Raw genomic sequence first — 20,443 nt, 5'->3', positions numbered from 1 at the left:
TAGCGCTAACACTTTAATTTTAGGGTATGGCTGTAAGAATCAAAATACCTGCATTGTTAACCCTGTTTATGTTGGTTTCATGCGGCACCCTGTCAATACATAAAACTTCAGATTTTAAAAAGCTAAGCAGCCGCTACCAGCTAAATAAAGTGTATTATAGCGAAGGCGAAAACAGCAAAAAGAATATAATGGAGTGGCAGATGCACTCAATATCGCTGTTGAGGTTATTTAATATATATGATCATGATGCAGATTTTATTTCCCTGTATTTTGAAGGAGAAAATAAGCTGTTGCTTGATTACATCATTATTCAGGAGGGCGTAGTAACGGTAAAACATGAAGAGTTTACCGGTAAGTGGAAGAAAAACTTTTTTGAAGTATACCTTTCAAAAAAACAATTCTTTATTCCCCTGTTGTATGGCAGGTTTGATATTGACAGGCTAAGAATAGGAGTAAATGATAAAGGAAATCTTTTTATCCGTAATTTTTATGACCGTTCAGGGTATATAACTGGCTTTGCAGCCGGGAATAGTGCAGAAAACCCATATTACTTTATAACACAGCAACAATATACCGGGCTTATGCCATATAATGATAACGGATTATGGGGGTATAAAAATAATGAGGGTAAAATTATAATAGCACCGCAGTATAATTTTGCCCGCACTTTTGAGTATGATGCAGCACGGGTGATTTTAAATGGTAAATGGGGGCTTATAGATACTTTAGGGGCAGTACTCGCAGCACCACAATATGACTCTATAAGTAAACCAAATGCAATGAGTTTGCCACCTGTTTATGTTGTTTCTAAAAACAATAAACTTGGGCTGGCAGATGCAAAAGGAAAGATAATATGTGCCGTGCAGTATGATGAAATAAGCGGCGGCTACAAAAATTATTTCAGCACTAAGCTTGGAGATAAATACGGAATAGCTTCAAGGCAAAAAACAATTGTACCCGCTTTGTATGACAGGGTGGGTATTTATGACGACAAAGGTTTTTTCACAGTATTTAAAAATAAAAAAGAATATTTGGTAGATACACTTGGGTATGAATATGATATTATTCCCCCTCCTAAAAGGCGGTTTATAGACTTTAGTCCATATTATGGCAAAGTGCCTGATATTTCAACCCGGCGGATAGCCAACTAAATAGATGTTTTACTTTTTTTACAAGGTTTATTTATAGCTAAGAATACTATCTTTGCGGTATGACAGGATTGGTATATAAATCTACAGGTAGTTGGTATGCGGTAAAAACCGCTGAAGGTACCTTGTATGAATGCCGTATAAAAGGTAAATTCCGTATTAAGGATATTAAAAGTACCAACCCAGTGGCTGTGGGCGATGTAGTAGATTTTGACCTGGAAGAAACAACAGATGCCGTTACGGGCATCATCACACATATACACGACAGGAAAAACTACATCATCCGTAAATCGGTAAACCTTTCTAAACAGGTACACATTATTGCCTCTAATATAGATAAGCTTTTCCTGCTGGTTACCATAAACAACCCGCCTACTACCACCAGTTTTATAGACCGCTTTCTGGTTACTGCCGAGGCTTATGGTGTAGAGGCTGTACTACTGTTTAATAAGGTAGATACACTTCAGGGCGATATGCTCGATGAGCAGCTATACCTGCAATATGTATATAGTAATATTGGCTATAAATGCATGCGGGTTTCGGCAGTTAACGGTAAAGGCATAGAAGAGCTGCGAGAAGAAATGAAGGGCTGCGTAAGCATGTTTTCAGGGCATTCGGGCGTAGGTAAAAGTACGCTTATCAATACGCTACAACCGGGTTTGGAGCTAAAAACAAAGCAAATATCAGAGCAGCACAGCCAGGGGCAGCATACTACTACATTTGCCGAAATGTTTGACCTTGATTTTGGCGCTAAAATTATAGATACCCCCGGCATACGCGGTTTTGGCGTGGTTGATATGGGTAAAGCCGAACTGGGCGATTACTTCCCTGAATTTTTTGCCCTTAAAGACCAGTGTAAATTTAACAATTGCCTGCATAAGGAAGAACCTCACTGCGCCGTAAAAGACGCGTTGGAAAATGACCAAATTGCCTGGAGCCGTTACCGTAGCTACCTGCAAATGCTGGAAGGCGATGATGATACCTACCGTACCGATTTATATGGCGACGGTCAAAATAATCCCGAAGAATAATGCGTGTAGTACTGCAAAGGGTAAGCGAAGCCGGTGTTACTATTGATGGCCATAAGGTGGCCGCTATAGGGCAGGGCCTGCTTATTTTGTTAGGTATTGAAGATGCCGACACCCCCGAAGATAGCAGCTGGTTAACCTCAAAGATTGTTAAGATGCGCATTTTTGGCGATGACGCAGGGGTTATGAACCTTTCGGTACAGGATGTAAACGGCGATATTATTGTGGTAAGCCAGTTTACCCTGCATGCCATGACTAAAAAAGGCAACCGCCCGGGCTACAGTAAGGCTGCCCGCCACGAAACAGCTATTCCGCTTTACCTGGATTTTATAAAAAAACTTGAAAATGAGCTTGATAAACCTGTGCAAACCGGAAGGTTTGGGGCTGACATGAAAGTGACTTTAATTAATGATGGCCCCGTTACCATATTAATTGATAGTAAAAACAAGGAATAACCCTTTTGTTTTTGATAAAAACTATTACTTTAGCGATAAATAATAGTTTTAACATGAAATTAAGAATTTTCTGCTTATTCTTTTGTATTTGTAGTGCATCAATCTTCGCTCAGGAAAACCTTGGCGTAGGTGCTATACCCGATTCCCTTTTAGAAAATGCCAATGCTGTGGTACGGCTGGACCAGACTGATGTTGAAATCACATCGCAAAGGTCTATGAGCATTAAAAAAACACGCATTGTAACCATACTTAACGAAAATGGTATGGGGCATATAGGTGCGTCAGAAAATTTCAGCAAAACTACTTCTGTTAAAGCTATCGAAGCCGTTGTATATGACTCCCGCGGAGAAAAAATAAACCGGTACAAGAAAAAAGATTTTAAAGAGGTATCAGTAAGCCAGAGCTATGAAGTTACCGATAACAAAGTACTATATCTTGACTATACGCCGGTGCGGTACCCTTTTACGGTAGTGTACACAAGTGAGCTGCAAACTGATAACACGGCATTTATATTGCCCTGGAGCCCTGTAGAGGGCGCCTATTGCGCTTCGGAGAAATCGGTATATACTATTACTTACCCGGCTAACCTTGGCTTTAGGTATAAAGAGTATAACAGTAGCGATGCTATACCCGTTAAAAAAACAGAAACAGGCAATTCAATCACACTCCAGGCCGTAAACATCTCCCCGGTAAAAAGGGAAGATTACAGCCCAGCACTATCACAGCTGGTGCCCATATATTTCTTTTCATTAAAAAAATTTCACCTCGAGGGTGTAGATGGCGAAGCTGAAGACTGGGCTGCGTTTGGTAAATGGATGTATGATAACCTGGTAAATGGTACCGATGAGCTGCCCGAAGCAACGGTGGCAAAAATTAAAGCACTGGTGGGTAATGAAACCGACCCATTAAAAAAAGCAGATATTGTATATAAATACGTTCAGGGCAAAACACGCTATGTAAGCATACAGCTGGGCATTGGTGGCTGGAAACCCATGAATGCCAAAGATGTAGACCGGCTTGGTTACGGCGATTGTAAAGGGCTTAGCAATTACACCCGCTCACTGCTTAAGGTGGTGGGGGTGGATGCCTATGATGTTATTATTTATGGCGATCATGACAAGCGCGACCTTAAAGATGATTTTGTGTGTATGCAGGGCAACCATATGATACTGGCCATACCGTATAATAACGATTATGTTTGGCTGGAGTGTACCAGCCAAACCCATCCTTTTGGTTTTCAGGGCGATTTTACTGATAACAGGATGGCACTAGTTATAAAGCCCGAAGGCGGTGAGTTGGTGCGTACACATGCATATAACCCAAAGGGCAATACACAGATAAGCCGCGGCACTTATACCATTAACCAGGATGGCAGCATTAACGGGAATGTGCAAATTGTTTCGGGCGGCCTGCAGTATGAACGCAAATACCGCAGGGAAAGCCAGTCACCTGATGATCTGGATAAAATCTATAAAAACTACTTCCGCAACATTAATAACCTAAAGCTTTTAAAAAAAGATGTTAAAAACAACAGTCCTGAACAGCAGTTTACAGAAAATATAGAACTGCAGGCCGGTGGTTATTGTGCAAAAAGCGGCAACAGGATAATGTTTGCGGTAAATGCCTTTAATCCGTATGATGATGTGCCACGCCGTTATAGAAATCGTAAAACACCTTTTGAAATTTCAATGGGGTTTTATGATGAAGACGAAATAACCATAACACTGCCCGAAGGCTTTACTATGGAGGCCAAACCCGATGATGTAACCATAAATGGCAAATTTGGAGAGTATAAAACCCAATATACATTGCTTTCAGAAAATCAGATGTTATACAGGAGAACCCTATTTATGAATGAGGGTAAATATGAAAGTAATGACTATGAAGATTTCAGGGATTTCCGCGAAAAAATAGCCAGAAACGATAATGCCAAAGTAGTTTTGGTTAAAAATTAAATAGAAACAGTATATCAGCAAACCAATTATTATGAAAAAACTTTTAGTATTATTTTTTGCGTGCTCCGGGTTTTTAGTACAGGCCCAGAAGTATGAACTTGGAGAGGTAACCAAAGAAGAACTGGCAGAAAAAGCACACCCAACAGACCCTTCGGCACCGGCAGCTATATTATTTAGCAAAGGCGAAACATTTTTACAATACTCTGTAACCGGCGATAATTTTGAACTGGTTACTGAAGTAGAAATGAAAATTAAAATTTACAATAAAGAAGGGTATGACTGGGCCAACAAAACGATGAAATATTATAATGATGGCCAGCAGAAGGAGATGCTGGATTTTTCTAAAGCAGTAACCTATAATCTTGTTGATGGTAAAATAGAAAAGACCAAGTTAAAAAGTGACGGTGAATTTACCGAAGAGGTAAATAAATACTGGAAAGCTAAAAAAATAATGATGCCCGATGTAAAGGAGGGGAGCATTATAGAGTATAAATATGTAGTACGGTCTCCCTTTATCTCAACATTCCCTGATTGGCAGTTTCAGGAATCTATACCCGTAAACCATTCAGAATATACCACTAAAATACCCGAATATTTTATTTATAATCCAAATTTCAGGGGATATTATACCCCAACAGTAACTAACGATGCAGCCACCAGGTCTTTTAGCATCACTTCTAAAGAACGTACAGGTACACGTGCTGTCAGGACCACATTTACTACAGATAAAATAGACTACAGGGAAGCCGTTACCAAATATGTACTCAATAACCTTGAAGCTTTAAAAGACGAGTCTTATGTTAATAATATAGCAAACTATTCTGCTGCCGTAGAGCATGAGCTTTCTATAATAAAATATCCAAACAGCCCCATTAAAACCATTTCTACCAATTGGGATGACGTAGCTAAAACCATTTATAAGTATGATGATTTTGGACCGGAACTTGATAAAACAGGCTATTATGATGAGGATATAGATGCACTGCTTGCCGGCATTACCTCTCCGGCAGAAAAAGCCTATACTATATTCTTCTATGTTAAAAGCAGGATGAACTGGAATGGCTTTGTAGGCTATTCCTGCGAGCAGGGAGTAAAAAAGGCCTATAAAGAAAAAGTAGGCAATGTGGCCGATATTAACCTTATGCTTACCTCTATGCTGCGTTATGCAGGGCTTGATGCCAACCCGGTTTTAGTAAGCACACGGGCAAATAAAATAGCGCTGTTTCCCAGCCGCTCTGCTTTTAATTATGTAATAGCAACGGTTAATATAGAAGGTGCAAATATACTTTTTGATGCTACCTCTAAACAGGCAATGCCCAATATACTGCCAACAAGAACCCTTAACTGGGAGGGCAGGCTTATTAAAAAAGACGGTAGCTCTGAGCCTATAGCACTTATGCCGTATACACCGTCTAGGGAAGTAATTATGGTTACTGCCGAGTTAGATAAAGAAGGTAAACTTTCGGGGAAAGCGCGTGACCAGTACTTTGATTATAATGCATACATATTCAGGGACAGGTATGAAAATGTAAAGAAGGAAAGTTATATAGAAAAAATGGAAGCAGATTATACCGGGCTGGAGTTAATAGAATATGAAGTAGAGCATGATGATCCGTCAAAACCTGTAATCGAAACCTATGCTTTTAACCACAACAACACATCAGAAATTATAGGCGATAAAATTTATATAAATCCCTTGCTGTTTTTTGCCAGGACAGAGAACCCGTTTAAATTGGAAAAACGCCAATATCCGATAGACTTTGTTTTTCCGACTGAAGATAAGTTTTTTATTACCATAACCCTGCCCGAAGGTTATGAGGTAGAATCGTTACCAGAGCCACTGGCCATGTCAATGGAGCAAAACATAGGGGGCTTTAAATACAACATTGCCCAAAGTAATAATAAATTGCAGATAATAGCTACAGTAAATATTAACTACGCTACCATTCCGCCCGATTATTACGATACCGTAAAACATTTCTATCAACAAATGGTTGATAAGCAAAAAGAAAAGATAGTTTTAAAGAAAGCGCTCTAAAACAATGATCAAAAATCTCATTACAGCGTTGATATGCATAGTTTGTCTATCTACAAAAGCGCAGGATTTTAAACTTGGCGATGTTAGTATAGAAGAACTTAGCGAAAAGCGAAACCCTATAGATACTACTGCTGCCGCGGCAATACTTTTTAAGCGTGGTAAAACCACTTTTACAGCAAACGATTACTGGAATGTTGTTTATGAAGTAGAGTGCCGTATAAAAATATACAAAAAAGAGGGGTATGAAAGGGCTAACCAGTCCATCAGCTATTGGACGGGTGGAAGAAGCATAAGAGCATTTTTTTCAGATGCAGCTACTTATAACCTGGTAGACGGCAAGATAGAAAAAACAAAGCTTAAAGGCGATGGTGAGTTTAAGGAAAAGGTAAATGATGAGTTTGAACGTATAAAAATTACCCTGCCAAATGTAAAGGAAGGTAGTGTGATAGAGTTTAAGTACACCAAAATTGTACCCTATTTTAACCCCATAAGCGATTGGTACTTTCAATATGATATACCTGCCAAATATGTAGAATATGAGTTTGCCATACCTTCTTATTTTGATTATAACACCTATTTATCAGGTTATGTTGATGTAGAAAAGGTTAAGCCAGTTATGCGCTATGGCAGGGGTGGGCGCTTTCAGGAAGGGGTGTATATATTTAAAGCTACTAATGTAAAGCCTTTTAAAGATGAATCGTATGTAAATAATATAGAAAACTACATATCGGTACTAAAGAGCGAACTTGCTTCTACAAATTTTAGCTCCGGCAAAGAAAAATATGCGACCGACTGGATAGCTGTAGCAAAAAAAATATATGAAAATGATGATTTTGGCCGGCAGTTAGAATTTGATAACTACTTTGAAGAAGACCTTAATGCGCTGCTTGTAAATAAACAGGCTAGTGATGAAGAAAAAATGCAGATGATTTTTAAATATGTGCAGCACCTCATGCACTGGGATGGCGAATCGGCATACAGGTGTGAGAAGGGCGTAAAAAAAGCATATAAAGATAAAACCGGCAACGCAGCAGAAATAAACCTGATGCTAACAGCTATGCTGCGCTATGCAGGCCTTAACGCTAACCCGGTGCTTGTAAGCACACGCAATAATGGTGTGGCACTTTACCCAACCCGTACCGCTTATAATTATGTGGTGGCAGGTATTAAAAATGCCAATGGTATTATATTGCTGGATGCCACAAGCAAATATACCACTCCCGGCCTGTTGCCATTACGTGCCCTGAACTGGCAGGGGCGTATGATAACTAAAGAGGGTAATACGATGGAGGTAGACCTTATGCCCGGAAGCAGGTCGAGGGAGGTAATAAACGTATCAGCCGTATTGGCGGCTGATGGTAGCATTAATGGTACCGTGCGAGACCAGTATATGGATCATTATGCCTACCTTTTCAGGGAGCGCCATGCCGGCGAAAATGAGCAGGCTCATACTAAAAGGCTCGAAGAAAAATATGATGGCATTGCCATACAAAGCATAACGGTGCAAAACGATAAAGAAACAGATAAAACCCTTATTGAGCAATATGATTTTAGCCACAACCGGGTTGCCGATGTAATTGGAGATAATATATACATTAGCCCGTTACTGTTTTTTGCACAAACAGAAAACCCTTTTAAGCAGGAAGAGCGTGAGTATCCTGTAGATATATCTTTTCCATATTATGATCGTTATCAAATAAGCATTATAATTCCCGAAGGGTACACGGTAGAATCGCTGCCAAAGCCACTTTCTTTAGGTATGGAGCAAAATATAGGAGCTTTCAGGTATACAGCTAATCATGTAAATAACATGGTACAGATAAGCGTAATATCAGAAATAAATTATTCCAACATAAGTAATGCATACTATAAAACACTCAAAGATTTCTTTCAGAAATCCATAGAAAAGCAAAGCGAAAAAATAGTGTTGAAGAAAGCATAACGGGTTTGCATTGCTAACAAAACGTTAATCGCTTCTTTTCCGCAAAAGTTTTCTTATTTTTGAGAGCTAATACATATTATGGCGGAAGAAAAAGTAATACTTGTAAACGAAAAAGATGAACCCATTGGCTTAATGCCTAAAATGGAAGCGCATGAAAAAGCGCTGTTGCACCGTGCCTTTTCGGTATTTGTAATAAATGCTAAAAACCAGATTATGCTGCAACAGCGTGCCGCACACAAATATCACTCGCCGCTATTGTGGACCAACACCACCTGCAGCCATCAGCGCGAAGGAGAAAATAATATACAGGCCGGTACCCGCAGGCTACAGGAAGAAATGGGCTTTAGTACCGATTTGAAAGAACTCTTTTCGTTCATTTATAAAGCGCCGTTTGATAACGGGCTTACAGAGCATGAGTTTGACCATGTTATGATAGGGTATTATGAAGGAGAACCCAACCTTAACCCGGATGAAGCCGAAAGCTGGCAATGGATGGCAATTGAAGATGTTAAGGCAGATATGCAGCTGCACCCTGAAAAATATACCGTGTGGTTCAGGATTATATTTGATAAGTTTTACCATTATATAGAAGAGCATAAAACCTTTCTTTAAACAGAAAAAATCAAGTTAAATTAACAACCTGCCGGCACCTTTGTGCAGCAGGGTTTGGAGAAAAGAATATGAGAGTTACCGTAAACAGGAAAGCACATTTTAACGCAGCACACCGCCTGTACAAAAAAGACTGGACAGACGGGCAGAATGATGCTGTTTTTGGTAAATGCAATAACCCTAACTTTCACGGCCATAATTATGAGCTTATTGTTGGCGTAACTGGTGAAATAGACCCCGATACGGGCTATGTGATAGATATGAAAGTATTAAAGGATATTATTGCCGAAGAGGTAGAAGAACCTTTTGACCATAAAAACCTAAACCTTGACGCGCCTGAGTTTGCAGACCTTAACCCAACGGCAGAAAATATAGCTGTGGTAATATATAACCGTATCCGCCGCCGCATTACCCCAAATCTTGAACTGGAAATAACCCTTTACGAAACCCCGCGCAATTTTGTAACCTATAAAGGAAATTAAGCTAAACTATGGATATACAACATTACCCCCTTGTTTTTGAACCCATCCTGCAGGACAGGATTTGGGGTGGTACAAAATTAAAAACCGACCTTGGTAAAAACATACCAACACAAACCACAGGCGAAAGCTGGGAGCTTTCTGCAGTGCCTGGCAATGTAAGTGTTGTTAAAAACGGACCACTGGCCGGTAAAACCCTTACGGAGCTTATGGAGCAATACCCGGATGATGTTTTGGGTACCAATGTGCATAAAAGGTTTGGCAAACAGTTTCCGCTGTTGTTTAAATTTCTTGATGCCAAACAGGATTTGTCTATACAGGTACACCCTAACGATGAGTTGGCTAAAAAACGCCATAACTCATTTGGTAAAACCGAAATGTGGTATGTTATGCAGGCTGATGAGGGTTCACGTATTATTGTGGGATTCAACCATAAGTCAAGCCCCGAAGAATATCTTGAAAAACTAAAAAGCAAGCAGCTTATAGATATATTAAACCAGGTGCCTGCCAAAAAAGGCGATGTGTATTTTCTGGAAACAGGTACTATACATGCAATTGGCGGGGGTATAGTAATTGCCGAAATACAGCAAACCAGCGATATTACCTACCGGGTGTATGACTGGGACAGGGTAGACGCCAACGGCAACTCTCGGGAGTTACACGTAGAAGAGGCGTTGGATGCCATGAATTACAATACTACCGATACCCAAAAAACATACACCAAAGATGAGAATAAGAGCAATACTATGGTAGACTGCCCTTATTTCACCACTAACTACCTGCCATTACATGGCACTACGGCAATACAAAAAAGTGGTACTACTTTTACTGTGTATATATGTACTGATGGCGAATATAAATTTGAAGTAGAAGGCGAAACCTATAGTTTTAAAAAAGGTGATACCGTATTAGTGCCGGCTGCTATAAAGGCATTTACACTAACAGGAAACGCTACTTTACTTGAAATATATATTTCTTAACATTTTTTAACGACAGATGTTGTAAATTTGCTCCCTAAATTTAAACAGACAGAAAAACATGGCAAGTGTAAAAGATTTAAAAAAAGATATCAATTACGTTTTAGGTGATATTATTGAAGCTGTATACCTTAATGAAATAGCGGCAGGCGGTAAACCAACCGAAAAATCTCAGGCTATTATTGATGAGGCTATTACAACTTTTGATGATCTTGTAAAAGAAGTAAACGCTAAAAATGTAGAGAACAAAAAAGAACACTTCAGGAAAATTAATAAAAAACTTGAAGAATCTGCTTCTCAGCTTGTTGAAAAGCTAAATGCTCTTTAATTAAAAAATATTCAATAAAATTGCTGTATAGTTTTTGGAAATTTCAAATTCAGGATTATATTTGCACCCGAATTGAGTTGCCGGTGTAGCTCAGCTGGCTAGAGCAGCTGATTTGTAATCAGCAGGTCGTGGGTTCGAGTCCCTCCATCGGCTCAATAATTTTAAACCGCCTTGTAAAGGGCGGTTTTTTTATTTCTATATTATTTTTGTACACAATCCAATTTATTTAGAAGAATGCTTAACCCCATAACTCCTGTCCAGTTAAAAGAACTTTTAAATGATAACCCTCTTTATGTTTTTGCACTGGAGAGTGAGGCAGCAAATGAGTTTGAAACTGAAGATACGCTTTTTGTGGGCGTAGGCAAATTAAATGCCATGTATCACCTTATGAAACGTATTCAGGAGCAAAAACCATCTGTTATAGTAAATTTAGGCTCTGCGGGCAGCCTGGAGCATAACAGGGGAGAAGTGGTGTGCTGTACCGGTTTTGTGCAACGCGATATGGATGTAACACCACTGGGATTCGGCAAGTATGAAACTCCCTTTGCACGCCATGAGCCTACATTGTTTAATGGTATTAATGCAAAAGGCTTTCCAAGGGGGGTGTGTGGCACGGGAGACAGTTTTGTGATAAATCACAATACAACCGATTATAATGTTATTGATATGGAAGCTTATGCCATATCATGGCTGGCACTTCATGAGCAGATACCTTTTTTGTGCCTTAAATACATTTCAGACGGGGCAGACGGTGCCGCTGCCGAAGACTGGCAGGAAACCATTAAACATGCTGCTAAAACACTTAAAGCAGCAATAAGCAGCCTGTTGTAGTTTAGTGCGTTATAATCTCAGGCTTTTTGCCGGTCTGCAGCATAATAGGAAACTTTTTCATTTTATTACGGATTAACAGTATCAATAAAATTAATCACGCTTATAAAATAAGCTGTAAGGTTTTCATAACGTATTTCGCCGGGCAGCCATCCGGTAAATTTCCAGTATTCCCATTTGCCGTTTATACCTGTTGGCGGTATAAGTAAAAATAGTTGTGGCTCTAAAAAGCCCCCGCCTACTATAATAGCAGAGGCAAATTTGGTTTTATAAGTTTCATCTTCAATATGCTCATTCCATAATTTTACTAAATTAGGGTCAACCTTATTAAGGTACTCAATATTTTCTGCCATGAAAAAGCTGGGTTCAGATATCCTGAAACAAGTTTTATAGCCATTGGCAATAAGCAGAAATTTTTTATAATCATCAGGCAGGGTAATGCCAAGTCTCATTTCGGCAGCTTTTATTTCATCTTCTTGGGCTCCGGGGTTTCCTATCCATTTCGTTTCCCTTTGTTTTTCGGTATAACTGTTCCCTTCTTTCAGCGTGACAGATTTTTCAAAAAGCGAACTTACCATTTGGTACATACCGGAAGTGTAATTATTACTGGTATAGTTTTCCGGTTCCCCCTTAAGGTTAAATATCTTGCAGGGTGTCTGCAAGCCCGGATAGTTGTTGCCCCATGTTTTGTAAGTGTAGTTCAATGTTTTTTCTCCATCCATCAGGTATAGTAATACACGGTTATCAGGCAACAAAAACCAGAGCGAGTATCCTTCATTATCATCGTTCACTATTTCAAAAGTTATTGCCTTTTTTATAGTGCCTTCATCAAGACGAAGATTACAGCCACAGTTTTTTTCCTCTGAATAATTAATGTTGAATAAAACATATTCTGAACTACGTGGGTTTTTCCGTAAATACTCCATCTGTTTTTCCGCATATTTGTCATGGGCTTTCCAGAGTTTTTGGTTGGTATTTACGCGGTTTATATCATAAGTAGAAATAGCGCTGCCGTTATAATATTTAATATATAAGCGTGTTTTTGGGTTAGAGTTAAGGTAATCACTGATAAAGTCAATAGCCTTAACCCGTTCAACTATAGTTTTATAATTTTCTTTTAACGAATCACGGGTATAAAGTGTGTGATTATTTTCGGTAGCAAAAAAATTAATATACATATTAGGCAGCATGCTGCTGTTATGCAATTTTATAATATATTCTTTCTCTTTTTTCCTGTTCAGTTCTGCTTTTTCAATGGTAAAATCAGTAGCCAGTTCATCTATTTCCGTTTTATATTTTTTTGCACCGAGTTCATAAAGTTTCAGGGCATTATTTTTTATGATTCTTTCCGCTAGAGATGCTGTCAGTTCTTTTCCTTCGACAACAGAAATCTTATCCCCCATCAGGGTGGCAAATAACGGCTCAAGTTTCGGGTTATAATTTTCTGTTCCCGAAACCATATCAAGCCAAGGCAGGTTGTACCCTGTACGCGAAAGTGTGGTTGTGCCGGAATACGTAAGCCTGCCCCTCGAAAAGAATTTTATAATAAATTGTTTTTTAGTCCTGTCCCGTAAACCTACCGAAAAATCAAGCCCGGTATAAAAATCTTCCTCATAAAGTGCTTTGTAATTTTCTATGTCGGCGAGCAGGGGCAATATGTAAGCTTTCTGTTCCGTAATCCATTCAAAATCCCCCTGCTTTAATAACTTTTCGGATTTATTTTTAATTTGAAGTGTATCAATGCCAAGGTTATTAAAATGTGCGTCAAAGTCCATAGGTGTTTGCACTGCTGCTACAAATTTTTCAATTTGTTTGGTGGTTGCCTGTATTTTATGGCCTCCAATAAAAAAGTTTCCTTTATTATTAGTGAGGTTTAAAGAAGTAGATTTATACTTAAATTCTTTACCACTAAAGGAGACACCATACACATCTATTGATACCTGTATGCTGTCTGGAAGGTTTTGTGCCATGCACACCGACACAGCGAATAAAAAAAGCAAGAGAAGTTTTTTAGGCATAAGTGTTTATTAAAATTGGTTGTAGCCAAATATAATAAACCTTTTTATATTGATATTACCTGCTGCCCCTGCCTTTTAAAATACCTACACCAAAATTAATAATAAAAAGCGGTTGGGCTATTAATACCAGTAATAGTATATAAAGGGTGTACTGTTGTAAAATACTGTTTTGTATAGTTCCCAGGGTATTTTCGCGTATAAGCTCAACAACCATTAATAAAGCGTTAGCGGCTACACCGCCTATGCTTATATAAGTATGTATTTTAGTAAGGGTAGGGTTAAGCCGTAGCTTTAAGCGAAAACCAATCCAGTATAGCAGGCCAAGTAAAAGATAAACTACTTTAAAAAGCATAGTAATCTGAAAGCGGTCTGCTACGTAGTAAATATCCTTAAAATTTACTACTATTTTACTGTTACTGCTCCATATAAGCAGGGCAAGCCCGTATACAAATATTAAAAATGATGTAATCCAGAAATACCAGTATATCCTGTTATTAAGCTTCATTACTGCTTAGTTTATCGATGCTTTTTCCTGCTGCTCCTCTTTTAACTGGTCTACATATTTTTTAAGTAATTGCCCGTATGCTGAATTTGCAACTTTAGGTGTCATACTCTTGCAGATAGTATCCATATATTGCAGGCCGGCTACACCGGCATCGGGCAATTCAGACACGGCTACATAAGGCCCTACCTCATGCGATGCGTTGTTTACAGCAAAATTAACCGTATACAGGTAATGCCTTTTTAACAGGCTTACGTGTTGTTTGTCTAAACTATCCAGTTTTTTAGGGTCGCTGGTTTCGGCGCTAAGTTTAATAAGGTCTAAGTTTTTATCGGTATAGCGCGATTTTAACTTAAGGTATTGTTCATACAATTTCTGGTTTTCGCTGCCGGTTATTTTCGCTTTTGCAAAAAAGCCATCAAGGCGGGTATCTATATGTATATCACCAGGCTCGGCAAAAAACAGCAATTTATCGTCCATTGAGTTAGTTTCCCCCCGGTTAAGGAACAGATAGTACATCTCGGGCGACTCTATATTTAAGTAGCTTTCAAAATCAGGGTTGCCGTCTATTACAATACTGTCCAGCGTTACAAACGTAGTATCTTCTATTTTTTTTATATATAATGTACCCTTACGCAGGCCTTTTACCGTGCCGCTTATGTGCAGGTTTTTACCCTGTGGGGCATCTTTTTTTTCATCATTACATGCGCATAACACAAGCGCAAACAGTATGGGGAGCAGTTTTTTCATCAAAAAAAATTATGGCCGCAAAGTAACAAAAAATATAATTAACTATTGTCAAGGTAAATTTTACGAAATGAACATTATTATAAGGGTGATACTAATCCATTTACTAAAATTTATGGCATTATACACAGGCCCCCCGGGAATCATCTTAAAAGAGCAGTAATTTTAAATTTTTATAATAATTTTATAGATGGAGTAGAAATGAGATTAATTTATAAAACATGAAATATTTATTTTTACTAATTTTTGGAGCTAACTTTTTTTCCTATGCACAGGACAAAGAAAAACTATTAATTTATTATGATATCGAGGGATAATGAATCTCCTCCGGGATAATAACAACAGTATACTATTTTTAGATGAAATCCTTCCTCTCTTTTATATTATTAATTTCACTACAATGTTTCAGTCAAAATATTGAGCCCTTTTACTTAAATGGCCCTATTTATATTGATATGACAAATGACTCAATTGTAATGAACAAATACTTGGAATTTAATTCATTTAAATTTTACATTACAGATAATACTTTTCAAAGGGAATATACTTTTAATGACAAAAAAATTACAAGCAGAACAGTAATTTTAGGTAATTTTCGTCAAATGCATGGTGATCATATATGTGTTAAGAAAAGTAAATTTTATATTGATAATGCGCCAAGAATTTTTGATCTTGATTTTATCGATAAAGTAGGTTTATCATTTTTTTTCCTAAATCTAAGAAGTAGAGCAGGAATATATATAATAGAAAGGGATAAGAAGAAGAGTAAAAAAGTTAAACTGATAGAGGTAAGACGAATCATTATAGGATATGCCCCTCAGTAGTTCCAGCCTTTATTTAACTTTACCCTATAAACTAAGTAAAAACATCTTTGCTCTACCACTAAGTTCTTACTATTTATGAAACTCTTTCTCTCTTTTATAGTATTAATTTAACTACAATGTTACAGTCAAAATATTGAACCATTTTATTTACATAGCCCTATTTTATTAATATAACAAACGACTCGATTGTGATGAAAAAATATGCCTAAAATTATTATACATTAAGGGCTGTCTCAAAATGAAACAGCCCCTCTTATATATCATAATATCCTCCAGAATTATCCTTTAAGCCAGGCTTCTCTTAGTTTGGCTTTAGTCTCGTCAGTAGCGTGGTAGCCCTCTACTTCTTCTATCGGTAATTTTACTTTGCCCTTAATTTCCTGTTCTTTTCCTTCGCGTTTAATAGTCAGGGTAATATCATCGCCTTCTTTCCAGCTAAAACTGCTAATAATAAGGTCGTTTATATTATCAAGGTTATATGCGGTGCCGTTAACAGCCACTATAACATCACTTTTTTGTATGCCAAGGTTAGTGAAAAACACATTAGGCTCAATATCCGGCCTTACCATGATAACTTTTGTATTAGGGTCTACCATTATATACGGCTCCTGCATATCTTTAATAAAGGCATTGCCCGGCTGGCTTATTATGGTTTTGGTTACGCCCATGCGTGCCAGAAAATCTTCATACGGTATAGGCGTGTTGCCTGCTACATACGTGTTTAAAAACTCGCCCACCTGCGGGTAAGAAAGTTCTGTTACCTTTGCAAACAGGTCTTTGTCATCAAACGGTTTGTTATTGCCATACTCTTCACCAAGAGATCGCATAAGGCTTAAAATACCTTTTTCGCCATGGCTTTGTTCCCTCATAATTATATCAATGCACATAGCAATAAGGGCACCCTTTTGGTATACGTTTACATAAGCATCTTTGTAAGGCTTTTTAAGCACATTTTTACTCATTACTGTGAACGGCATGGTTTCGTCAAATTGTTTAGACTGTGCTATTTTATCGGCTATACGTTTATAAAAAGCATCTTCGTCAATAAGCCCTTGGTTTACCTGGAAAAGGTTGGCAAAATATTCTGTAATACCTTCATACATCCAAAGATGTTCACTCATTTTTGGAGTATTGTAATCAAAATACTGTATTTCTTTAGAGTGCACGCTTAGCGGTGTTACAATATGAAAAAACTCGTGGCTCACCACATCTTTAAGGGTTTCTTCAAGCTGGTCTACCGGCATCATTTCCGGAAGCACTACTGTGGTAGATGTAGTATGCTCCAGTGCGCCATAACCCTGTGCATCCTCAGCCCCCGCGGTAGAAAGGTAAATAAGCACACTGTATTTTTTGGTTGAGTTTATAGGCCCCAAAAACTTCTTTTGCGCACGCATCATGGTTTCCATCTTCGGGCTAATTTCTTTTGCGGTTACTTTTCCTGTAGGGGAGTAAACACTTATCAATATATCCATTCCGTCTACCGTAAACGTGGTATAATCGGGTTTGGCATACATTACAGGGTGGTCTACCAATTCAGGGTAACGCTTGGTGCGAAACTCATCTTTTTCGTTGCTGCTATCAAGGTCTGTCATTGAAGTAGCACCCCAAAGCCCTGCCGGGTGTGCAATAGTAACATCATAAGGCAATTCTTTTTTGTCGTTAAAATAGCCTACAAAACCATGTGTATTCAGCATAAAATTTTCTCCTGCCGCAATGTTGGTGCCGGCTGGCGAAAAAATATCATGCCCGGCAGACTGTTCTGTATCAAAGCTATCGTTTACCAGGTAGGTTATTTTTGCCAGTTTTTTAGCGTTAGAAATGGTCCAGGAATTATCGCCTTTTATTACTTCAAGCTCTTTGCCTTTATTATCGTATGCTTTAAAATCTTCTATAAACTGGCCGTAGTTATCTTCAGAATAGGTTCCGGGTACAATTTTAGGGATAAAATACGTAAGGCTTTTTTCTTTAAAATCAGGAGGGGTTACCGTAACCATTACTTTGTCATTGTTTACCTTAGTAAGGTCGATAGCCACTTTAATATCGTTTTTTGACTGGGCAAAGGATACCGAGCCCATAGTTAACGCCAGTGCAAGCGTACAGATAAGTTTTTTCATATAAATAATCTTAAGATAATAAGTAAGTCGAAAAAGCCCGTAAAATGTTACGGGCTAAGATAGAAAATTATTTGCACGCTGTGGCGTATACTATTTAACCTGTTGTTTTATCCAGGTGCTTATTTCATTAAGTGCGGTTGGCGAAAATGTTTCTTCAATCTGTCTGTATTCGGCAGGTGCACCTGTTTCTGTAGTCTGAAACAGGTGGTTTAGACCGGGCAGCTCTTTTATAGTTACCTTTTTATTACCGCTTTTTTCCACAATCCTTTTAAGGGCTTCTATATTAGCTGTTGGAGCTACCTGTAAATCTTTTTCTCCATACAGAGCCAGTATAGGGCATTTTACCTTTTCAAGCGCCGGCGCCGGGTTGTATTTAATAAAGTTGATATACCAAGGAGAAGCAAGCCCATCCACTTGTGCATCTATATACTCATCTACGCGGCTTGCCGGTATGCCTTTAGATATAAACAGCGCTTTAGATTCGGTATCATAAACCGCCTTTAATTTGGTTTTTAGGGTTGGTATATCATTCTCCTGCTTAACAAGGTCATATATCTTCCGGTTTGTTTTACCCAGTTTGGTAAGCTCTTCCTCAGGCATATTATCAGCCTTACCTATCATATAATTTTGAAGCATTAATATTTCATCTCCGGCAATGGCAGGCCCTGCAAGCATTACCACAAAGGCTACCCCCGCATTTTCTGAAGCTACTAATGGGGCTATCAGGCCGCCTTCGCTATGCCCCATAAGGCCGATTTTTTTCGGGTTAACTTCTTTCCGGGTTTTAAGGTACATATACGCCGCTGCCGCATCAGTAGCAAAATCCTGAGAGGTGGCTGTGGCAAAATCTCCTGTGCTTTCGGCAGTACCCCTGTCATCATAGCGCAGTACGGCAATGCCATTTCGGGTAAGGTAATCGGCAAGTACTAAAAAAGGTTTGTGGTCAAGCAGCTCGCTGTTGCGGTCTTGTGCGCCGCTGCCGCTTATAAGTATTACTGCCGGAAAATTACCTTCTTTTTTAGGCAGGGTAAGTGTACCGGCAAGCGTAATACCTGCTTTATCATTTTTAAATGTTACGTTTTCTTCGTAATAAGGATAAGGGCTTTTGGGTTCCTGTGGGCGTTTTGGCGCAACCACGGTAACCTCTTGGCGGCTAAAATTAAGGGGTAACTCTGTGCTACCCTGCTTAAAGGTACCGGTAAAGCCATTGTTTTCATACGTACCCTTATAGGTAATCTGGGCCTGTTTCAGGGCAAAAACCAGGGTGTTGTTTTCAAAAGCCACATCGTTTAGCGGTATATTTTCAGCGCCCTGTTCGGGTATATCCATAGTGGCAGTATAATTTTCACCGTTTTGTGTAAGGTGTATATTAATGTGTAAGTCACCCCCGGGGAAACTCAGCAGGCCGTACCAGGTACCGTTTATATCCTGTGCAGTAAGTAACGCCGTTATAAAAAAGGCACAAAGTGTAATAAGTTTTTTCATGGTTAATAAGGTATAACTGAGATTAAGAATTTTGAAATGATTTCGGCAAAGATTATGGCAGCGCCAAAAAATACTTTTTGGCCAGTTGTTTTAATATTTGCTGCAGTTTTATAGCCATTATACAGCAGCACTACAAACCACACCAGTGTGCCAAGGGCAATGAGTGAAAACACTAAAATTATTATAAGCGCAATGGGATCTACCAATGTAAATGTAGCAGAATAATCTCCACTCATGTTTTTTCCGTTGGTTATTGATTGCTCCAGCGGAGCGGTAATACTATACATAAAGTTATTTATATTAAAAAGCGGCAGTATATAAAATGGCGCCGGGGCAATAAGTATAGTGCTTAAAAAATCTATTGGGCGGCTTTTACGGTTAACATAATATCCGGCGGGATATAGCACAACAAATAATGACACCGTATTAATGATAATATCAATAAAAGGCTGTACGGTTAATTTTTGGGGTACAAAGTGGGTATCTAAAACACCATCATAACGGGCCTGAAATATGGCGCCAGTAAAGCTGCCGGCTATTAAAAATAAAAGGCCAAGGGTAAGCAATGCCTTTTCAGGATATTTTTCAAAAGGGTTAAAAATAATTTTCATTGAGTGGTGAATTATACAGATTGAAGGTGTTTAATTTTCTGGATGAGGTCGTCTAAACGGTTGCGTACCGTAGGGTAACTAACGCCGGTGCGCGAGGCCATTTCTTTAAGGCTGCCCCCGGTAAGTACAAATTGTATAATAAAGTCCTGCTCTTCTTCCGGCAACTTCAATAAAACGGGCAGTGTAAATGTACCCGATACCGCTGTACTGCAATGCGGGCAACTAAGTTGGCTCACATTAAGCGTACTGCTACAACTGGGACATAATGTTGGAAGTTTAATTTTATTCATTCAAATATCAATAATGTGTATACAAATCTAAATAAAATTAAATTTAATATAAATATTATTGCGTT

General features: G+C 38.6%; 19 protein-coding genes and 1 tRNA gene. 13 read left to right on the top strand and 7 right to left on the bottom strand.

The window, feature by feature from the left end:
- Nucleotides 1-26: 26 nt before the first annotated feature.
- The 12 genes from ABS766_RS01185 (at nt 27) to ABS766_RS01130 (ending at nt 11,790) form a co-directional block, all read left to right on the top strand.
- Complete coding sequence (locus ABS766_RS01185) at nt 27-1,151, top strand: WG repeat-containing protein (RefSeq protein WP_408083254.1); 1,125 nt, start codon at nt 27-29, stop codon at nt 1,149-1,151.
- Nucleotides 1,152-1,210: 59 nt separating this feature from the next.
- On the top strand, nt 1,211-2,179 hold the full coding sequence (rsgA, locus tag ABS766_RS01180; RefSeq protein ID WP_408083252.1) for a ribosome small subunit-dependent GTPase A: 969 nt from the start codon (nt 1,211-1,213) through the stop codon (nt 2,177-2,179).
- The gene (dtd, locus tag ABS766_RS01175) at nt 2,179-2,631 is read left to right on the top strand and encodes a D-aminoacyl-tRNA deacylase (RefSeq protein ID WP_408083251.1); all 453 of its coding nucleotides are present in this window, start codon (nt 2,179-2,181) and stop codon (nt 2,629-2,631) included. The genes rsgA and dtd overlap by 1 nt, the downstream gene beginning before the upstream one ends.
- A 53-nt stretch (nt 2,632-2,684) precedes the next feature.
- Nucleotides 2,685-4,586 carry a DUF3857 domain-containing protein gene (locus tag ABS766_RS01170; protein ID WP_408083250.1) on the top strand — a complete coding sequence of 634 codons (1,902 nt, stop codon included), beginning with the start codon at nt 2,685-2,687 and terminating at the stop codon, nt 4,584-4,586.
- Nucleotides 4,587-4,617: 31 nt separating this feature from the next.
- A complete protein-coding gene (locus ABS766_RS01165; RefSeq protein ID WP_408083249.1) occupies nt 4,618-6,624 on the top strand; it encodes a DUF3857 domain-containing protein in 2,007 nt (668 codons plus the stop codon).
- Nucleotides 6,625-6,628: 4 nt separating this feature from the next.
- Entirely contained in the window at nt 6,629-8,566 is a 1,938-nt protein-coding gene (locus ABS766_RS01160; RefSeq protein WP_408083248.1) for a DUF3857 domain-containing protein, read from the top strand.
- A 78-nt stretch (nt 8,567-8,644) separates the two neighbouring features.
- Nucleotides 8,645-9,178 carry an isopentenyl-diphosphate Delta-isomerase gene (idi, locus tag ABS766_RS01155; RefSeq protein WP_408083247.1) on the top strand — a complete coding sequence of 178 codons (534 nt, stop codon included), beginning with the start codon at nt 8,645-8,647 and terminating at the stop codon, nt 9,176-9,178.
- Nucleotides 9,179-9,246: 68 nt separating this feature from the next.
- The gene (locus ABS766_RS01150) at nt 9,247-9,657 is read left to right on the top strand and encodes a 6-pyruvoyl trahydropterin synthase family protein (RefSeq protein ID WP_408083246.1); all 411 of its coding nucleotides are present in this window, start codon (nt 9,247-9,249) and stop codon (nt 9,655-9,657) included.
- An 8-nt stretch (nt 9,658-9,665) separates the two neighbouring features.
- A complete protein-coding gene (locus ABS766_RS01145) occupies nt 9,666-10,634 on the top strand; it encodes a type I phosphomannose isomerase catalytic subunit (protein ID WP_408083245.1) in 969 nt (322 codons plus the stop codon).
- A 58-nt stretch (nt 10,635-10,692) separates the two neighbouring features.
- Complete coding sequence (locus tag ABS766_RS01140; RefSeq protein ID WP_408083244.1) at nt 10,693-10,959, top strand: hypothetical protein; 267 nt, start codon at nt 10,693-10,695, stop codon at nt 10,957-10,959.
- A 79-nt stretch (nt 10,960-11,038) separates the two neighbouring features.
- Nucleotides 11,039-11,112 (top strand) — tRNA-Thr (locus ABS766_RS01135).
- A gap of 81 nt (nt 11,113-11,193) precedes the next feature.
- Nucleotides 11,194-11,790, top strand: a complete 597-nt coding sequence (locus ABS766_RS01130; RefSeq protein WP_408083243.1) for a 5'-methylthioadenosine/S-adenosylhomocysteine nucleosidase family protein — start codon at nt 11,194-11,196, stop codon at nt 11,788-11,790.
- A gap of 65 nt (nt 11,791-11,855) precedes the next feature.
- On the opposite strand, the gene ABS766_RS01125 is transcribed toward ABS766_RS01130, so the two are convergent.
- From ABS766_RS01125 to ABS766_RS01115, 3 genes are read right to left on the bottom strand one after another with little or no spacing between them, the layout of a single operon-like run.
- A complete protein-coding gene (locus ABS766_RS01125; RefSeq protein ID WP_408083242.1) occupies nt 11,856-13,805 on the bottom strand; it encodes an SMI1/KNR4 family protein in 1,950 nt (649 codons plus the stop codon).
- A 55-nt stretch (nt 13,806-13,860) separates the two neighbouring features.
- Nucleotides 13,861-14,310 (bottom strand): hypothetical protein, encoded by a 450-nt coding sequence (locus ABS766_RS01120; protein WP_408083241.1) that lies wholly within the window; start codon nt 14,308-14,310, stop codon nt 13,861-13,863.
- Between the two features lie 6 nt (nt 14,311-14,316).
- A complete protein-coding gene (locus ABS766_RS01115; protein ID WP_408083240.1) occupies nt 14,317-15,057 on the bottom strand; it encodes a DUF4369 domain-containing protein in 741 nt (246 codons plus the stop codon).
- Nucleotides 15,058-15,413: 356 nt separating this feature from the next.
- On the opposite strand from ABS766_RS01115, the gene ABS766_RS01110 reads away from it, so the two are divergent.
- The gene (locus tag ABS766_RS01110; protein ID WP_408083239.1) at nt 15,414-15,878 is read left to right on the top strand and encodes a hypothetical protein; all 465 of its coding nucleotides are present in this window, start codon (nt 15,414-15,416) and stop codon (nt 15,876-15,878) included.
- A 278-nt stretch (nt 15,879-16,156) separates the two neighbouring features.
- Here ABS766_RS01110 and ABS766_RS01105 read toward each other — a convergent pair whose 3' ends face one another.
- The 4 genes from ABS766_RS01105 to ABS766_RS01090 form a co-directional block, all read right to left on the bottom strand.
- Nucleotides 16,157-17,992 carry a M61 family metallopeptidase gene (locus ABS766_RS01105; RefSeq protein WP_408083238.1) on the bottom strand — a complete coding sequence of 612 codons (1,836 nt, stop codon included), beginning with the start codon at nt 17,990-17,992 and terminating at the stop codon, nt 16,157-16,159.
- Between the two features lie 90 nt (nt 17,993-18,082).
- The gene (locus tag ABS766_RS01100) at nt 18,083-19,477 is read right to left on the bottom strand and encodes an alpha/beta hydrolase family protein (protein WP_408083237.1); all 1,395 of its coding nucleotides are present in this window, start codon (nt 19,475-19,477) and stop codon (nt 18,083-18,085) included.
- A gap of 2 nt (nt 19,478-19,479) precedes the next feature.
- Complete coding sequence (locus ABS766_RS01095) at nt 19,480-20,088, bottom strand: hypothetical protein (protein ID WP_408083236.1); 609 nt, start codon at nt 20,086-20,088, stop codon at nt 19,480-19,482.
- Nucleotides 20,089-20,099: 11 nt separating this feature from the next.
- Entirely contained in the window at nt 20,100-20,378 is a 279-nt protein-coding gene (locus ABS766_RS01090) for a DUF2089 domain-containing protein (RefSeq protein ID WP_408083235.1), read from the bottom strand.
- Nucleotides 20,379-20,443 lie beyond the last annotated feature (65 nt).

The sequence above is a fragment of the Flavobacterium rhizosphaerae genome (assembly GCF_046000445.1).
GTDB lineage: Bacteria > Bacteroidota > Bacteroidia > Flavobacteriales > Flavobacteriaceae > Flavobacterium > Flavobacterium rhizosphaerae.
Note: the sequence above shows the minus strand (reverse complement) of the source record. Positions and strands in the feature narration are given on the sequence as shown.

Excerpts from the sequence above, each read along its gene's own strand:
- ABS766_RS01185 (WP_408083254.1), top strand. The coding sequence starts at position 27 with ATGGCTGTAAGAATCAAAATACCTGCATTGTTAACCCTGTTTATGTTG.
- rsgA (WP_408083252.1), top strand. The coding sequence starts at position 1,211 with ATGACAGGATTGGTATATAAATCTACAGGTAGTTGGTATGCGGTAAAA.
- dtd (WP_408083251.1), top strand. The coding sequence starts at position 2,179 with ATGCGTGTAGTACTGCAAAGGGTAAGCGAAGCCGGTGTTACTATTGAT.
- ABS766_RS01170 (WP_408083250.1), top strand. The coding sequence starts at position 2,685 with ATGAAATTAAGAATTTTCTGCTTATTCTTTTGTATTTGTAGTGCATCA.
- ABS766_RS01165 (WP_408083249.1), top strand. The coding sequence starts at position 4,618 with ATGAAAAAACTTTTAGTATTATTTTTTGCGTGCTCCGGGTTTTTAGTA.
- ABS766_RS01160 (WP_408083248.1), top strand. The coding sequence starts at position 6,629 with ATGATCAAAAATCTCATTACAGCGTTGATATGCATAGTTTGTCTATCT.
- idi (WP_408083247.1), top strand. The coding sequence starts at position 8,645 with ATGGCGGAAGAAAAAGTAATACTTGTAAACGAAAAAGATGAACCCATT.
- ABS766_RS01150 (WP_408083246.1), top strand. The coding sequence starts at position 9,247 with ATGAGAGTTACCGTAAACAGGAAAGCACATTTTAACGCAGCACACCGC.
- ABS766_RS01145 (WP_408083245.1), top strand. The coding sequence starts at position 9,666 with ATGGATATACAACATTACCCCCTTGTTTTTGAACCCATCCTGCAGGAC.
- ABS766_RS01140 (WP_408083244.1), top strand. The coding sequence starts at position 10,693 with ATGGCAAGTGTAAAAGATTTAAAAAAAGATATCAATTACGTTTTAGGT.
- ABS766_RS01130 (WP_408083243.1), top strand. The coding sequence starts at position 11,194 with ATGCTTAACCCCATAACTCCTGTCCAGTTAAAAGAACTTTTAAATGAT.
- ABS766_RS01125 (WP_408083242.1), bottom strand. The coding sequence starts at position 13,805 with ATGCCTAAAAAACTTCTCTTGCTTTTTTTATTCGCTGTGTCGGTGTGC.
- ABS766_RS01120 (WP_408083241.1), bottom strand. The coding sequence starts at position 14,310 with ATGAAGCTTAATAACAGGATATACTGGTATTTCTGGATTACATCATTT.
- ABS766_RS01115 (WP_408083240.1), bottom strand. The coding sequence starts at position 15,057 with ATGAAAAAACTGCTCCCCATACTGTTTGCGCTTGTGTTATGCGCATGT.
- ABS766_RS01110 (WP_408083239.1), top strand. The coding sequence starts at position 15,414 with ATGAAATCCTTCCTCTCTTTTATATTATTAATTTCACTACAATGTTTC.
- ABS766_RS01105 (WP_408083238.1), bottom strand. The coding sequence starts at position 17,992 with ATGAAAAAACTTATCTGTACGCTTGCACTGGCGTTAACTATGGGCTCG.
- ABS766_RS01100 (WP_408083237.1), bottom strand. The coding sequence starts at position 19,477 with ATGAAAAAACTTATTACACTTTGTGCCTTTTTTATAACGGCGTTACTT.
- ABS766_RS01095 (WP_408083236.1), bottom strand. The coding sequence starts at position 20,088 with ATGAAAATTATTTTTAACCCTTTTGAAAAATATCCTGAAAAGGCATTG.
- ABS766_RS01090 (WP_408083235.1), bottom strand. The coding sequence starts at position 20,378 with ATGAATAAAATTAAACTTCCAACATTATGTCCCAGTTGTAGCAGTACG.